16 protein-coding genes are annotated in these 15,580 nt (G+C 48.8%); 10 read left to right on the top strand and 6 right to left on the bottom strand.

Annotation, left to right across the window (positions count from 1 at the left end; translation table 11 throughout):
- Positions 1-482: 482 nt before the first annotated feature.
- On the top strand, positions 483-902 hold the full coding sequence (locus tag W01_RS12305) for a helix-turn-helix domain-containing protein (RefSeq protein ID WP_173055127.1): 420 nt from the start codon (positions 483-485) through the stop codon (positions 900-902).
- A 128-nt stretch (positions 903-1,030) separates the two neighbouring features.
- On the opposite strand, the gene W01_RS12300 is transcribed toward W01_RS12305, so the two are convergent.
- The 4 genes from W01_RS12300 to ftsY form a co-directional block, all read right to left on the bottom strand.
- A complete protein-coding gene (locus W01_RS12300; protein WP_173055125.1) occupies positions 1,031-2,242 on the bottom strand; it encodes a tetratricopeptide repeat protein in 1,212 nt (403 codons plus the stop codon).
- A 229-nt stretch (positions 2,243-2,471) separates the two neighbouring features.
- On the bottom strand, positions 2,472-3,380 hold the full coding sequence (ftsX, locus tag W01_RS12295; RefSeq protein ID WP_173055123.1) for a permease-like cell division protein FtsX: 909 nt from the start codon (positions 3,378-3,380) through the stop codon (positions 2,472-2,474).
- Positions 3,377-4,030: a cell division ATP-binding protein FtsE gene (ftsE, locus tag W01_RS12290; RefSeq protein ID WP_173055121.1), complete on the bottom strand. Its 654-nt coding sequence runs from the start codon at positions 4,028-4,030 to the stop codon at positions 3,377-3,379. Before ftsE ends, ftsX begins: the two co-directional genes overlap by 4 nt.
- Positions 4,027-5,001, bottom strand: a complete 975-nt coding sequence (gene ftsY, locus W01_RS12285; RefSeq protein ID WP_173055962.1) for a signal recognition particle-docking protein FtsY — start codon at positions 4,999-5,001, stop codon at positions 4,027-4,029. Before ftsY ends, ftsE begins: the two co-directional genes overlap by 4 nt.
- A gap of 120 nt (positions 5,002-5,121) precedes the next feature.
- Between ftsY and W01_RS12280 the strand changes: the two genes are divergently transcribed.
- The 5 genes from W01_RS12280 to W01_RS12260 are packed head-to-tail and all read left to right on the top strand — an operon-like array spanning position 5,122 to position 9,129.
- Positions 5,122-6,507 (top strand): M16 family metallopeptidase, encoded by a 1,386-nt coding sequence (locus tag W01_RS12280; RefSeq protein WP_173055119.1) that lies wholly within the window; start codon positions 5,122-5,124, stop codon positions 6,505-6,507.
- Positions 6,497-7,837, top strand: coding sequence for a M16 family metallopeptidase (locus tag W01_RS12275; protein WP_173055117.1), 1,341 nt, complete (start codon positions 6,497-6,499; stop codon positions 7,835-7,837). Before W01_RS12280 ends, W01_RS12275 begins: the two co-directional genes overlap by 11 nt.
- Positions 7,834-8,382, top strand: coding sequence for a 16S rRNA (guanine(966)-N(2))-methyltransferase RsmD (gene rsmD / locus W01_RS12270; protein ID WP_173055960.1), 549 nt, complete (start codon positions 7,834-7,836; stop codon positions 8,380-8,382). Before W01_RS12275 ends, rsmD begins: the two co-directional genes overlap by 4 nt.
- A complete protein-coding gene (gene coaD, locus W01_RS12265; protein WP_173055115.1) occupies positions 8,379-8,855 on the top strand; it encodes a pantetheine-phosphate adenylyltransferase in 477 nt (158 codons plus the stop codon). Before rsmD ends, coaD begins: the two co-directional genes overlap by 4 nt.
- Before the next feature lie 16 nt (positions 8,856-8,871).
- Positions 8,872-9,129 (top strand): YfhL family 4Fe-4S dicluster ferredoxin, encoded by a 258-nt coding sequence (locus tag W01_RS12260; protein WP_173055113.1) that lies wholly within the window; start codon positions 8,872-8,874, stop codon positions 9,127-9,129.
- 10 nt (positions 9,130-9,139) lie between these two features.
- Here the strand turns inward: W01_RS12260 and W01_RS12255 are convergent, their stop codons facing one another.
- Positions 9,140-9,592: a GNAT family N-acetyltransferase gene (locus W01_RS12255; RefSeq protein ID WP_173055111.1), complete on the bottom strand. Its 453-nt coding sequence runs from the start codon at positions 9,590-9,592 to the stop codon at positions 9,140-9,142.
- A 164-nt stretch (positions 9,593-9,756) separates the two neighbouring features.
- The gene (locus tag W01_RS12250; RefSeq protein ID WP_173055109.1) at positions 9,757-10,671 is read right to left on the bottom strand and encodes a caspase family protein; all 915 of its coding nucleotides are present in this window, start codon (positions 10,669-10,671) and stop codon (positions 9,757-9,759) included.
- A 389-nt stretch (positions 10,672-11,060) separates the two neighbouring features.
- On the opposite strand from W01_RS12250, the gene W01_RS12245 reads away from it, so the two are divergent.
- From W01_RS12245 to W01_RS12230, 4 genes are all read left to right on the top strand, one after another.
- On the top strand, positions 11,061-11,978 hold the full coding sequence (locus tag W01_RS12245) for a D-hexose-6-phosphate mutarotase (protein ID WP_173055107.1): 918 nt from the start codon (positions 11,061-11,063) through the stop codon (positions 11,976-11,978).
- Between the two features lie 144 nt (positions 11,979-12,122).
- On the top strand, positions 12,123-13,184 hold the full coding sequence (locus W01_RS12240; protein WP_173055105.1) for a hypothetical protein: 1,062 nt from the start codon (positions 12,123-12,125) through the stop codon (positions 13,182-13,184).
- A 386-nt stretch (positions 13,185-13,570) separates the two neighbouring features.
- Positions 13,571-14,899: a DEAD/DEAH box helicase gene (locus W01_RS12235; protein WP_173055103.1), complete on the top strand. Its 1,329-nt coding sequence runs from the start codon at positions 13,571-13,573 to the stop codon at positions 14,897-14,899.
- A gap of 79 nt (positions 14,900-14,978) precedes the next feature.
- Entirely contained in the window at positions 14,979-15,551 is a 573-nt protein-coding gene (locus tag W01_RS12230; RefSeq protein WP_173055101.1) for a DUF1415 domain-containing protein, read from the top strand.
- Positions 15,552-15,580: the final 29 nt, after the last annotated feature.

Here is a 15,580-nt window from a genome sequence, read left to right as displayed (position 1 = left end):
TAAAGAGAAATCGATGGTTACCCCAAGCATGCGGGGGTGGCAAACTCGGGAACTCGTGCGATCGTTGTCTATAGGCTGCAGACTGCCATTCAGCCCATGCGCCCAAACTGACCACAGAGTTCTCCAGAATGTTCGTTGTAACCTCCATCAGTCTGGTCTTCATCATCAACCTCCCTACATTTCAATCTGGCACGGCTCGTTGCTACGCCCCTTCGCCGCGGCTATACTAAAAACCGATGTGATCTACATTTTTCTCTCGACATGACTTCTCAAGCAATGTTTACGCCCACATCTAGCAGCTTGTGAGACATAATCGGGGCATAATAAGGTAATGCAAAAATTATAAAAATAAGCAAATTCCTTATTTTTGATTGAATTCGCCGCAAAACCTGATGCGACAAAACCTTCGCCGCATGGTGATTCCGCAGTCAGACATCAAGGGAAGTTGACGCCTTGCGCAAGCTCAGCCTCAGCAGCGCAAAGTGGATTCGGGAGGTGATCATGCCTCGGTTAAGACGTCTTACGAGGCGCATTTCCTGCACCGGCTGCACTGTGTCTTACTGGTCGCCGAAGGTCGTAGTTGCTATGAGGTTGCGCGGTGGCTTGGGAACAATCCGCGCACAGTCGAGCGCTGGGTACATGCGCTCAATGAGCACGGGATGGCGGGATTACGCAAACATCATTCTGGCGGGCGCCCCACCAAGCTGGTCGACAAGCAGATGCAGCGCCTCGCGCTCGACCTGCAGAAACCACCTCGCGTATGCGGATATTCTGAGCGGGAATGGAATGGAAAGCTCTTGGTGCTGCACCTGGAGGGCTGCTACGGGATCAAATTGAGTATACGTCAGTGCCAGCGGATAATGCGTCGGCTGACCGATGTCGGAACGTCCGGGGTGGTTTAAATCTATCGATCATACGGCAGTGGTTTTGACGCTAATTTGATGATGTGCATCCGTTCCGGTTTGCTCACGTGTCTACGACTGCCTAGTGTAAAATCTATCGACACGAGACCAGGGCGTGTCCACCTTACTTATTTGGCAAAAGGCGAAATAAAAATATTGGAATACGCGTTCGCTATTTGCAAATCGAGTTTACGTAGGGTTTGATAAATCTCTAGCACTTTGTCCTGCTGACCAGAGCGGGAATAAGCCTCCCCCAGGTTATACCAGACACTTGCTTTTTCCGGCTCGATGCGAACCGCTTCTCGAAAAGCGGAAATCGCTTGCTCGAATTGTTTAAAATTACCGTAAGCAATACCCAAATTATTCCAGGCAGAGGCATATTCTGGATCAATGCGTAACGCCTCCCGATAGGCATGAATTGCTTGTTCATACTGTTTGATATTGTTGTGGATATTGCCCAGATTATTCCAGGCATCGGCATATTCCGGCTGAATACGCAGCGCGCTTCGATAAGCTTTAATTGCCTGCTCATATTGTTTGAGGTTTTTGTGGGCAATGCCCAAGCTAAACCAAGCATCCGCACTTACCGGTTCGGTTTTAACCCACTGCTGCGAAAGCTTCAACATGCCTTGCCAGTCTTTTTTGTGCTCCAGCGCAACGACGCGATTAAGCCAAGCCAGCCCGCTCTTTTTCGCTGCCACCGGAGCGCCCTGAGCCCGTTTCGGCAGTTCCCCTATCCAATCTACGGGCAGGGCAAAATTAAGATTTTGTCCCTCCGCGTGATAAAACGTGGTGATACCGATTAATTGCCCTTGGTCATCGAATAGCCCACCACCACTGGAGCCGAGAGAAATCGCGGCGGAGGTCTGGATATAGTCCGAGCCTTCATGCGGACGCAAACTGGAGATAAGTCCTTCGCTCAAGGTCAATTCCAGGTCTTCCGGTGCGCCAATGGCATAGACGCGCTGGCCCACCTTAAGCTTCTTGGCTGTGCCCAGAAGAACGGGAGGAGCTTGTAAATCCGGCACATTTAACTGACACAGATCCCGACTAGGGTCTGAATATTGCATAGTGGCAGAAAATGTTTTACCGGATTGTCGTACTTGTCGGCTTTTGCCTCTTTTCGCAACATGACAATTAGTAATAACCTGGCCGGTGCCTATCACCACGCCACTGCCCTGCCCTATGAATTCATCCTTCGAATCGAAGATGTCCACCACCACAACGGAAGGCGACACTTGTTCAAAAATTTGTTCCGGTGTTTTGGCTACAGCAAGCGAAGAAAACAAAGCAAGTATGAAACTGGCAGCCAGCACTGGGTAAAAATATTGGAATCTCATGGTTTCCTCATTTTAATTTTTAGACAATGCCATGCATAGACATTGGGTCAGTGAAAGCGGTTTGTTTATTTAACACGAACTAAGTTTCATCCTTGATATTTTTTGCATTACACAAATATTTAATATGTTATTGAATCTACGGCCACTCTAATGAAAAACTGATTTAAAGTTCTTTGAAAGCGCAGGCTCACCCTATGACATTTCACTTTAGATTGGAAGACACGGCCCCTTAACGAGGCTCAATCTTCCATAAATGCTGGGCGACAGACAACCAAGCACCTAACCAGCCAAGGTAGGCCGAGAACAGCAACAGTGTAGAACTCTCGCCTACAGAAGGTAAATGTAGCGTAAAACTGCTGACATACAAATGCGTCAACTCAGAGAGGCTGTTATTGAGCAAATATAAGCTGATGGAAATAATAAGCCACGCTGCACCAGCACCTAGCAGCCCCTGTAGGAAACCGAAGTACAGAAAGGGGCGGCGAATGAAGACATTAGTAGCGCCGATCAGTTTGGACACTTCAATTTCCTCACGCTGGGTGAGAATTTGCAAACGGATCGTATTGAAAGTAACGGCTACTAGCGCAAAGCTGAGCAGTACGGCGAGAATAAGTACGGCCAACAGGCCAAATTTGAGCATTGCGTCTAGCTTGTGTGCCCAAGCTGAATCCAGTTGCACATGTTCGAGTTTAGGCCATTTTTGCAGCTCATCGCGCAACGCTTCCAGCACTTGCGCATCAGATATTTTTGGATAGATAACGTAAGCATCCGGCAGTGGGTTTTGTGCCAGCCCGCCGATTACATCGGTCAGCCCAGTGGTCTGTTTGAGTTGCTCCAGCGCTTGGTCACGTGGCACAAACTTTACCTGGTTGATACCAGCATGTTGCTTTAATTGTTTGCCTATCTGAGCGACGTCGTCCTTACTGGCATCCATACTCAAGAATATACTGATTTGAGGTGGCCCAACTGCTTGTTCAGCCAGATTTTGTACGCTTTTAAGCAATAAATACATGCCCGCCGGCAAACTAAGTGCGATTCCGATGACTAGAATATTTAACAGACTGGACAGTGGCGTGGTGAGGAAACGGCGCAAAGTGAACAGCAACACGTGGGCATGCGATATCAGCCAGTTTTTCATGGGCACAACTCCCCATTTTTTAGTGCCAGCACGCGTCCCTTGAACTGGCGCAAAATACTTTCATCATGGGAGGAAATTAGCAGCGTAACGCCAACCTGATGGAACGATTTGAAGATACCCATGATGTCGCTGGCATAGTCTGCATCAAGATTGCCGGTCGGTTCGTCTGCCAGCAGGATGGAAGGGCGGTTGACTATGGCGCGTGCAATGCACAAACGTTGTTGTTCACCGCCGGACAGAGCAATCGGGCTGTTTTTTTCGCGCTTGAGTAAGCCCACCTTGTCTAACGCTGCTCGCACCCGCTTAGCACTTTCGCGATGGTCGAAGCCGCAGATTCGCAATGGCAACATTACGTTGTCAAACACGCTGCGGTCGAACAGTATTTTATGATCCTGGAAAATTAAGCCAAGATTGCGACGCAAGTAGGGCAATGCCCCGCTTTGGATCGAACTGACGTTCTGTCCTTTGACTACAATGCTGCCAGCGCTGGGGCGTTCAATGGCGGCGATGAGCTTGAGCAAAGTGCTCTTGCCTGCACCGGAATGGCCGGTGAGAAATATCATTTCCCCTTCGGTGACCTCAAAACTAACATTTTTCAGTGCTTCATAACCTCCGGGGTAACGCTTGCATATTTGACTGAACTGAATCATTCATCCAGCCCCAAAAGTGCCGTGACGAAGTCTTCCGCTACAAATGGACGCAGGTCATCCAGCCCTTCTCCCACGCCAATAAAGCGCAGGGGAATGGGATGTGCCTTGGCGATGGCAGCAATGACGCCACCTTTGGCAGTGCCATCCAGCTTGGTCAGTACCAGGCCCGTTACAGCCAGCGCGTCGTCAAATGCCTTGACTTGGCTTAACGCGTTCTGCCCGGTGTTTGCATCCAGTACCAACAGCACTTCATGTGGTGCACCGGGTAACGCCTTGGCAATAACGCGCTTGACCTTTTTAATTTCTTCCATCAAATGGATCTGGGTAGACAGACGTCCGGCAGTATCGGCCAGCACTATGTCGATTTTGCGTGCCTGGGCTGCTTGCACCGCATCGAAAATCACCGCTGCGGCATCGCCGCTTTGCTGGGCGATGACGGTAACATTATTCCGCGCACCCCATTCCATCAACTGTTCACGCGCAGCGGCGCGGAAGGTATCACCTGCGGCCAGCAGTACTGACTTGCCCTGCCCTTGAAAATACTTCGCCAGCTTGCCAATGGAGGTTGTTTTGCCAGCGCCATTTACGCCGGCCAGCATAATGACGCAAGGTTTATGTAAATCAGTTTCCAAAGGCTGGGCCAGTGGCTTGAGCAGTTTGATCAGGTCGTGCGCCAACGCCTCCTTTAGCTGAACTGCTTCAGTGAGTCGCTGCACTTTGACTTGTCGGCGCAACTCGGCCAGTAAAAAACGAGTTGCGTCCATTCCGACATCTGCGGTAATCAGAATGGTTTCCAGCTCCTCATACAGGTCGTCGTCGATCTTGCCGCCACGGCCAAACAAATCGGACATTTGATCGGCAGTGCGCGCCAATCCGCTCTTAAGTCGGCTGATCCAGCCGCTTTTTTTAGGCGGGTCTTCGACCGGCTTGGACTTGCTTTCAATTGAGGTTTTTTTTAGGAAGCCGAACATTTTAAGGGAGTTTTGGGAGGTGGCAGAAAGGTAACTAAATAGCGCATAATACACATCATCCGTGGCGGCTTTTGCCGTCGTCGTTATTCTATTCTGATTGAGTTGTTTTGGGCTAAAAAAATGCGTATACACATATTAAAATATCTGCTGACTATTGCTGTTTTATGGCCTGCGATGCTTTTATTCGCTGTTGAGGCGCAAGCAGAGGTATTTGAAAAGACTCTCAGCAATGGCCTTAAGGTCATAGTCAAGGAAGACCACCGTGCCCCCGTTATAGTTCAACAAATATGGTATCGCGCCGGCAGCATGGACGAAAATATTGGCGTCACCGGTATCGCACATGTGCTGGAACACATGATGTTCAAGGGTACCAAAAACGTGCCAGTTGGACAGTTTTCCAAGCGTATATCTGCTGCGGGTGGACGCGAAAATGCCTTTACCAGCAACGATTACACTGCCTATTTCCAGCAGTTGCACAAATCCAAGTTACCTCTCGCCATGCAACTCGAATCCGATCGTATGCGCAACTTGCATCTGACGGAAACTGAATTCAGCAAAGAAATTAAAGTCGTTATGGAAGAGCGGCGCATGCGCACGGATGATGAGCCGCGCGCCCTGATGAATGAAAAATTGATGGCCGCGGCCTTTCAGGAACATCCCTACCGGACTCCGGTAATTGGCTGGATGAACGATTTGGAGACACTTTCCGTAAATGATGCCAAGACGTGGTATAAAAATTGGTACGTGCCCAATAATGCGACATTAGTAGTAGCAGGAGATGTCAAGGCGAGCGAAGTGTTTGCACTGGCGCAACGTTTCTATGGCGGGATTCCAGCGCGTAGTTTGCCTGCACGCAAGCATTTTAGCGAACCGCCGCAGTTAGGTGTAAAACGCATTGTAGTAAAAGCTCCGGCGCAGCTGCCGCATTTGGTAATGGCTTATCACGCTCCCTCGCTACGCGACCCAGAGAAAGATTGGCAGCCCTATGCCTTGCAGATACTAGCTGGGATTCTCGATGGCAATGCTTCGGCGCGCTTGAATAAAATATTAGTGCGGGAAAAGCAACTGGCCAGCAATGCGGGGGCTGAATATGACGCCACCTCGCGCGGGCCAAGCCTGTTCATGCTTGAAGGCACCCCTAGCGAAGGCAAGAGCGTGACGGAAATAGAAGAGGGTTTGCGCGAACAAATAGCAATTCTGAAGCGTGACGGCGTGAACGAAGATGAACTTAAACGCGCAAAGGCACAGGTGACTGCCAGTGAAGTATACAAGCTCGATTCGCTGTTTTATCAAGCGATGCAGATTGGACAGATGGAAAGTATCGGGCTGTCATATAAAACTATTCCTTTGATTCTGAAGAAATTACAGGCGGTAACAGCGCAACAGGTGCAGGAAGTGGCCCGGGAATTTCTGCAGGATGACCAGCTGACCATTGCCGTACTCGAACCACAGCCACTTTCCGGCAAACCGAAACAAATGAATAAAGGGACATCACATGCACACTAAATTACTTGCCGCTGTGGTGTTGTTTCTAGCCGGCATCGCCTCTGCACTCGCCACGCCCCATATCCAGCATTGGACATCGCCGAGCGGCGCGCGTGTATATTTTGTGGAAAATCATGATCTGCCCATGCTGGATTTAACAGTGACTTTTGCCGCAGGAAGTAGCTTTGATGTGGCCGAAAAATCCGGATTGGCGGGACTGACCCATAGAATGCTGGATCTAGGTGCAGAAGGTTTGAGCGAGGACGACATCGGGCGAAATCTGGCCGATATTGGTGCGCAATTTGGAAAGAATTTCGATGCGGATCGTGCTGGTGTAAGTTTGCGCACATTGAGCAGCACAGCAGAACGCGTTCAGGCGCTGGATATTCTGGCGCGCGTGCTGCAACATCCGCTGTTTAAAGAAGATGTGTTGACGCGAGAAAAGACACGCTTGATCGCTGGTTTAAAAGAAGACGAAACCAAACCAGAAAGGATTGCGGAAAAAGCTTTCAGCAAGGCCGTATTCGGTACTCATTCTTATGGTTTACCGTCGTCGGGTGAAGTCGCCACCGTAGAAAATATTCAGCGCCCCGACATTGAAACATTTTATCGTACACATTATTTGGCCAAAACTGCCGTGGTAGCCATTATGGGCGATGTGACGCGCGCCGAAGCTGAAGCTATCGCGCAAAATCTTACCGCGCAATTACCACAAGGCGTTGAGGCAGCACAGATTGCGCCGGTGACCATGCAAATTAAAGCGAATGAGCAGCGCATAATACATCCGGCTACTCAAAGTCATATTTTGATGGGCGCACCCGGTTTGGCACGCAAAGACCCCGATTATTTTCCCCTTTATGTGGGCAACCACATTCTCGGCGGAGGAGGATTTGTATCCCGCCTGATGCACGAAATCCGCGAAAAGCGCGGTCTTGCCTATAGTGTATATAGTTATTTCATACCGATGAAACTGCCCGGCGCGTATCAGATCGGATTGCAAACCAAAAAGAATCAAGCCGATGAAGCACTGCAACTAGTGCGCGCTACGCTACGCGAATTTATTGATAAAGGCGTGACGAAAAAAGAATTACAAGCATCCAAGCAAAATATCATTGGCGGTTTTCCGCTGCGTATCGATAGCAACAAAAAAATAGTTGACTACTTGAGTGTCATTGGATTTTATGAATTACCTTTGACCTATCTGGATGATTTTGTCGGAAATGTTGATAGAGTCACCATCGAGCAAATCCGCGCAGCCTATAAACGGCGGGTAAATCCAGATGCGATGGCTACCGTGATAGTCGGCGCTCCAGAGACCCCAAATCCAGGTAATGAGGGAGCCGTGCAATAAATCGGGTACGCATCATCGGTGGTACTCATCGTAGTCGTTGGGTTGAGTTTCCAGACGCGGAAGGCCTGCGGCCCACACCGGATCGCGTGCGCGAGACTTTATTCAACTGGCTGGGGCAAAATCTTAACGGCAGGCGCTGTCTTGATTTGTTCGCTGGCAGTGGGATATTAGGATTGGAAGCGGCATCCCGCGGTGCGACAGAAATAATAATGGTTGAGCGCAATCGTACGGTCTTTCGCGCCTTGCAAGAGACCATCATCAAATTAGCCTGTTCCAATGTATTGCTGCGTTGTGAAGATGGGTTAGAATTCGCGCGCCAAAAAAATGGGCTATTTGATGTCATTTTTCTTGACCCCCCGTTTCAGAGTGACTATCTGCCAACATTGCTTCCCCTGCTTGCTGACAAGCTAACGCAAGATGGGTTAGTGTATGTTGAAAGCAGTGCGGTATTTGAACCTGACAAGGCTTGGCAGGTAGTGAGACGCGCTAAAGCGGGTGCTGTGCACTATCAATTATTGAGCCACGAAAATACGTTAAAAGTATGATTAAAGTTATTTATCCTGGTACTTTTGATCCAATCACGCGCGGGCATGAAGATGTAGTTCGCCGTGCCGCAGGATTATTCGGCGAAGTTGTGGTGGCTGTGGCGGAAAGTCGCAGCGTCACTTTGTTCACTCTGGATGAGCGTGTGGCAATGGCGAATGAAATTTTCGCTGACTTTACCAATGTACGAGTGGAAGGTTTTTCTGGTTTGCTGATGAATTATGTACGAACGCAAAATGCGCGCGTAGTTTTGCGTGGCTTGCGCGCAGTATCAGATTTTGAATATGAATTTCAAATGGCGGGAATGAACCGCAGCCTGCATCCTGATGTCGAAACATTATTCTTGACGCCAGCAGAACATTACACCTTCATTTCCGCTAGTATAGTGCGTGAAATCGCACGCTTTGGCGGCGACGTCAGTAAGTTTGTTTCTCCTTTAGTGGCGATCAAATTGACTGAGAAAAAATTAACTTGATTTACAAAGGAACAGTGTGGCCCTGATTATTACCGACGAATGTATCAACTGCGACGTGTGCGAGCCGGAATGCCCGAACGATGCTATTTCGCAAGGTGAAACTATTTATTACATTAACCCCGGCAAATGCACCGAGTGCGTGGGACATTATGAAACGCCACAATGCGTGGAAGTTTGCCCGGTAGATTGCATTCCGCTCGACCCAGTTTATACGGAAAGCAAGGAGCAACTCCAAGCTAAATATGAAAAACTAATGGCGGCGAAGAGCAAATAATAAGTGGTGATTATTTAGCTGGAAGGCTAATGGATTGGGATAACTCAAGTGCCATATGATGACAGTTAAACTGAAAACCCTTTTCCAAATATACACGATGTGCCGCATGACGATTATACCCAGTGTCCAAATGTACACCGTTACAACCAGAGTTTTTGGAGTACTCGATTAGCCAATTTAGCAATGAGCCAGCGAATCCATTACCTCTAGCTTCTTGTAGCGTCGAAAGGTCATCAATATAAAGTATTTTCCCCCAAGCTAAAAATTCACAAAACCTAAAGCCTGCAGCACTTTTTATAACACCCTGATGACGTAGCGCAAGAATCTTGTATGACTGACCTTCTTGCCTTCTGACTTGAGGTAGAAAATCTTCAAATGTTAATTTTGGCCTAAGTTCTTTAAACGCAGGAAAACTCGCATTTATATCTTCATTCGAGCTTGCAATAAAAATGTCTATTTCCAATAGAACTTCCTTTTTCAGTCAACGCCGAGTTCAGCGGCAGTTTTTAAATGAAAATTGCTCCCCCATGATTGATGTTTATCAGTTGCAGGGGTAATTAGCGCCATAACTACCTTAACTTGGGGGAGGCCATTTTTCGCCTGACGTGAACAACACCAAGCGTCGTCTCAAATACTAAAGGGCTGCTGCGTCAAAAAACGTGCCGCCGCACCCAACGTAAACAAATTAGGCGTCTGCTCGGCAGGCAAAAGAGTCTTAATAGCGGCATGAAATTTAGCATAATTGCCGCGGAAAGAGCCGTTGTTCCAAACCTTTAGCAGCTGCTCGGTAAATGCACCGTTGTGGTCACCATCCATGGATGTCTGATTGTCCTGGCAGCCGGAGATTAGAATTACCGCCGGCTTGAATTTTTTCGCTATCGCAGTTAGCCGCGGACTCACGGCCAGTTGAGCGAGCACGCTGTCCGGATCCGGTAACGAAGCTTTGCCGGCGGCTTTAGCCACGTCTTGTTGCAGCTTATCGTAAAACGCTTGGTGCTCGCGATAGGTGCGCATACCCACGGCAAGCGGCATCATCTTTGAGCGCCCAATCATCGGCCAGATCATGCCGGGCTGCGGCGGTGCAGCACGTGTTACGGTGCCGCTATGGCAACTGTCAGAAAACACAAGCACGCGTACCCCTGTTGCAAATTGGCTTAATTCAAAATACAACTCATCGTCGATGAGTTGGCCGTCGTACAGGCACCAAGTCTCGTCTTGTTTATCCTTTTCTTCTCCAGTGACATCGGGGATTTGACCACCATGACCGGAATAAGTAAGGAAGAACAAGTCACCGGCTGCCAATTGCTTGGCGGCACTACGCATGGCGGCCAGCATATTAGCGCGCGTGCCCTTCTTCGTCAGCAACACAGTGGATTTCATGCCGCACGATTTGGCAATCGCCGCCATGTCCTTGGCATCGAACTCACAGGCATTGAGCTCGCCGCTCCAGCCACCATATGCATTAGCGCTCACAGCATTCAGGCCAATGTGTAACGATATCGCCTTGGCTTTAGTTGTGGATAATTTGGCTTTTTTTTCCATTTTAATCTCCTCGGTTAATGCCACATGACATGCGGCAGAATTTTGATACCTGAGATACAGTGGCTGAGGTGCAATCGCAATACAGTCTCAGCGACTTAACGAACCTGGTAGATACATTTTTATCAAGCTCAGCCTGCATTTATATCCGATTTTTACTGTAAGCGCTCAGCAATCATACGGCTTCTCGTAGATAGCTGCATAATCCATATCGAATAATTGTTGTATGATGAGTTGTAAATAAAATAGTCGTTCTACCTCGCATTTAACTTCGAATAAAATATTCTTTTCACCATTTTGCCTGCCTAGCCTGCGTACCAAACAGCACCTGTGGCTTGATCAACAGCCATCAGTTTCAATTTAACGTGAAATGATACTTCAAGGATAAAAAAATGAGCCAGTTGGATGTAACCACGCTTAATGAGAAATTCGCTATTCCTGGACAACTTAAGTTCACTGAAAACGTGAACGGTTTGATAATTGCATGCATTGCCAACGAACAAGCGCAATCTACCATTGCATTACAAGGTGCGCATGTCATGACCTTTGAGCCGGTAGGCGAAAAACCGGTCATTTGGCTTAGTCCCGCAGCCAAATTAATACGCGGCAAATCCATTCGTGGCGGCGTGCCAATTTGTTGGCCATGGTTCGGTGCTCATGCAACCGACAGCACCTTTCCAGCTCATGGGTTTGCCCGTACCGTCCCCTGGCAAGTTGTGGCCAGCGAAGCATTATCGGATGGCAGCACGCGCATCACTTTTGAATTGCCACAGAGTTCAATTCCTGTTGCGCAATGGCCGCATGCTTGTCAAGTACGAAACATCGTTACTATCGGCAAAGAAATGAGCGTGGAACTTATCACCGAAAATACGGGCCAAATGATGTTTGAAATTGGCGAAGCGTTGCACACTTACTTCGCTATTAGCGATGTGGATAAAATTCGCATCACCGGTTTGGAAGGCTGCACTTATCTTGACAAGGTAGGTGATTGGCAACGCAGAACACAAGCAGGCGCAATCACCATAACTACAGAAGTAGACCGCCTCTATGTGAATACCGACTCAGACTGTTTGATTGATGACAACGGTCATAAGCGCTGTATTCGTATTGCCAAGCGCGGCAGTCTTTCCACAGTAGTGTGGAACCCATGGATAGAAAAGGCCACGAAAATGGGCGATTTTGGCAGTGACACGGGCTATCGCGGCATGGTTTGCGTGGAAAGCGTGAATGCAGCGGAGAACGTCGTTAAAGTCGCGGCGGGTGCAACCCACTCGTTGCATGTAGTCTACAGTATTGAGAAAACACAATAGTAAAGATGCTGTGATGGGATCAAACGATGCAGGTAGTTTATACAATATATGCTAGCTTTGGCCCCATCGATACTTTTGACGGCGTAATAAGATTGATATTGTGCAAGAAGTCGATTACCTGAAAAATGTTTAAGGAGACATCGAGTGCTGTTCAAAATCAATGAAAATGAGAAGTCCTTGTCAACCGTTCGCTCGGAGTGGAGGCCGAAAGAACTTGAGTTGGAAAACCTGCTGGTTTCTTTGGAGCCTGGTGGTTCTGCTCAAATCCTTTTGGAAGCCGTTTTCGGTGAGCCATTGCTACTCATTAGTAATCAAGTTCGAACAAGGACAAAGAAGCGGGCCGACATTCTCGCGTTAGACCGGGGAGGCAACGCCGTAATTATTGAGTTGAAACGGGACTTTGGACTACTTGGCATTGAAACGCAGGCCTTGCAGTACCTCGCGGACTTCTCCGCTTATAAAGGTGAATCGTTCTTGTCGCACTTTGCACCTGAAAAGTCTCAGAGAGAGGATATATTTAGCTTTTTGGGTAACGAGGCGGGTGTTGATGAAATAAATAAGAACTCGCGCATCATCCTTGTGGCTAGCGCCTTTGATGAAACTGTATATTCACTTGGAGAGTGGCTTAGCTCTAAGGGCGTTCCATTCCGATGTGTTGCATACACACCAGTCGCTGTCGGCTCAGAGAAATTTGTTTCATTTTCCATCGCGTTCGACCGATCGGTCGGTGCGCTATTCCCTCTTACGTTTACAGCTTCGGCTCGAGAACCCGGTTACTTCTGGCACAACATCGCAAGGTCGGATGAAGCATGGTGGAACTTTCTAATTTCTGCCGGCCAAATACCTGCGTGTTTTGACGATTTACCGGGAGATCAAGGAGAGAGGTTATTGAATCGTTATGTTGGAGGCGATGTTGTTATTGCATACACCAAAGGATTCGGAGCCATCGGCTGGGGCGAAGTTCTCGCAGGCAACAATTACCAGTTGCTCAAAAAGGGGGAGAAGGGTGATTTTTTAAAAGGTTGCTGCTTACATAGGCTATCAATTCGATGGCATGCGGTTGCAAAGAAGTTGAACGAAGCTATGCCGGCGGAGCAGGTGCGGAAGGAGTTCGGTATTTACCATCCGATCAGCACTTCCGTTTCTATGGACGCCGATAGCGGAAAGCGTTTGGCCGAAGCACTTACGAAGAAGTTTGGTACCTAACAAGCGCGGTAGATACCGCGCAGTGCAAACACAGCGTGGTCTACCATCTAACAAGCACCAGGGTCACACAACAGAGCCTCGGGGTCAAGTCTTAATACAGATATAGCCTAAGAAACAGTGAGGGCTCAGGTCTCACAAAGCAACATAAAGTAAATTCGCTGTGATGAAATAAAACGATGTAGGTAGTTTATATATGTAATACCCGATCCCGCTTCCCCTCAGGATAAAATCAATCCGGTAACGCAATTGATTTCTGTTACAATTTAACTTGTGGTATTAGTTCCTAGTCTTCTTGCCACTATCTGAACTGGTTTTCAAAACCCATCTATCTGCCTAAGACTGGCGCCATCAACGGCGACAGGCCGATTTTTTTCTAGGAATAATTTATGACTTTCTCAGCCCTCGGTTTGTCCGATGAAATCGTCCGCGCCGTTACCGAACGTGGTTACACCGAACCAACGCCCATTCAGGCGCAAGCCATCCCGGTTGTGCTATCCGGCGGCGACCTGCTGGCTGGTGCACAGACTGGCACGGGCAAGACTGCTGGTTTCACCCTGCCTATCCTGCAACGTCTTACTGCATCCGCCAAACCCGCAACCAGTAAGGCACCGATACGCGCGTTAGTTCTTATCCCTACGCGCGAGCTTGCTGCACAGGTAGAAGAGAGCGTGCGCGATTATGGCAAATACTTGAAACTTACTTCGATGACCATGATTGGTGGCGTTAACATTAATCCACAAATACAGCGCTTGAAAAGCCGTGTGGATATTTTGGTTGCCACACCTGGCCGGTTGCTCGATCACTTGCAGCAGAAAACGCTGGATCTATCGCATATAGAAATACTGGTGCTGGATGAAGCCGACCGTATGCTGGACATGGGTTTTATTCGCGACATCAAAAAAATCCTGGCTATATTGCCCAAGAAGCGGCAAAATTTACTGTTTTCCGCCACCTTCTCCAACGAAATCAAAATGCTGGCCGATGGGTTGCTCAATAAACCGGCGCTGATCGAAGTGGCTCGCCGTAACGCTACTGCAGAACTGATCACGCAGAAAATTTACCCGGTGGATCGCGAAAGAAAGCGAGAGTTGCTCACCCATCTTATCAAGAAATATAACTGGCATCAGGTGCTGGTGTTCACACGCACCAAACATGGTGCCAACAAGTTAGCGGAACAACTCAGCAAGGACGACATTCCCGCGCTGGCCATCCACGGCAACAAGAGCCAGGCGGCGCGCACCCGCGCATTGGCGGAATTTAAAACCGGCAAACTGCAGGTGCTGGTGGCAACTGACATTGCTGCGCGTGGCATCGACATCATTGAATTGCCGCACGTGGTCAACTTCGAGATGCCCAATGTATCGGAAGATTATGTCCACCGTATTGGACGCACCGGTCGCGCAGGCAGCGAAGGCGAGGCAAGTTCTCTGGTATGTATTGATGAGCATAAGCTGCTGTGGGACATTGAGCGACTGACCAAGCGCGAAATTCCGGTTGTGCAAATACCTGGCTTCGAGCCCGATCCTCGCATCAAGGCAGAGCCTATTTTAAACGGTCAGAATCGCGGTCAAGGTGGGGAGCGTAAGCAAGGGCAAGGTCGTAGTCCTCGGTCAGCGCCGCGTGCGGGTGGTGGTCAAGGCCGCGCCAATGCTGCTACTGGTAAACCTGTTGCCCGCAAACCGGTATTACACCGTTCCGGTGGCTACAATCGCTAACCATGTTTTTGCCAAGACGCAGGTCCAGGTAATTAATTGGATTGGCCCCGACAAAATTAATAAATTTGTTTTTACTAAAATGAATCTTACAACAGACGAAAAAATCATAGCTGCGACCAAACTGTGGTTGGAGCGGGCAGTCATTGGCCTCAACCTGTGCCCGTTTGCCAAGGCCGTTCACGTAAAAAATCAGATACGCTATGTGGTGAGCAGTGCGGCCACGCATGAGGACTTGCTGAGAGACCTCATGCGAGAGCTGGAAATGTTGGCCGAAACACCAGCAACCAATATCGACACAACCTTGCTTGTTCATCCCTATGTACTCACTGATTTTCTCGAATATAACGACTTTCTCGATGTAGCGGATGCGGCGCTGGAAGACATGGATTTGGAAGGTTTATTGCAAGTGGCCAGTTTTCACCCGCAGTATCAGTTTGCCGGGACGCAGCCTGATGATATTGAAAACTACACCAACCGGTCGCCGTATCCCATGCTGCATCTGCTGCGCGAAGCGAGTGTCGTACAAGCGGTGTCGGCCTTTCCTGAGGCCGAGAAAATATTCGACAAAAACATTGAGACACTGCGCAGTTTGGGTCACGCAGGCTGGAATGACTTAAGGCTGGTTAAGGCCAGTCCTCCCCTGGAAAATTAATAACTGCGCAAAGAGCTTTAACGGTGACA

Source organism: Candidatus Nitrotoga sp. AM1P, assembly GCF_013168275.1.
GTDB lineage: Bacteria > Pseudomonadota > Gammaproteobacteria > Burkholderiales > Gallionellaceae > Nitrotoga.
Note: the sequence above shows the minus strand (reverse complement) of the source record. Positions and strands in the feature narration are given on the sequence as shown.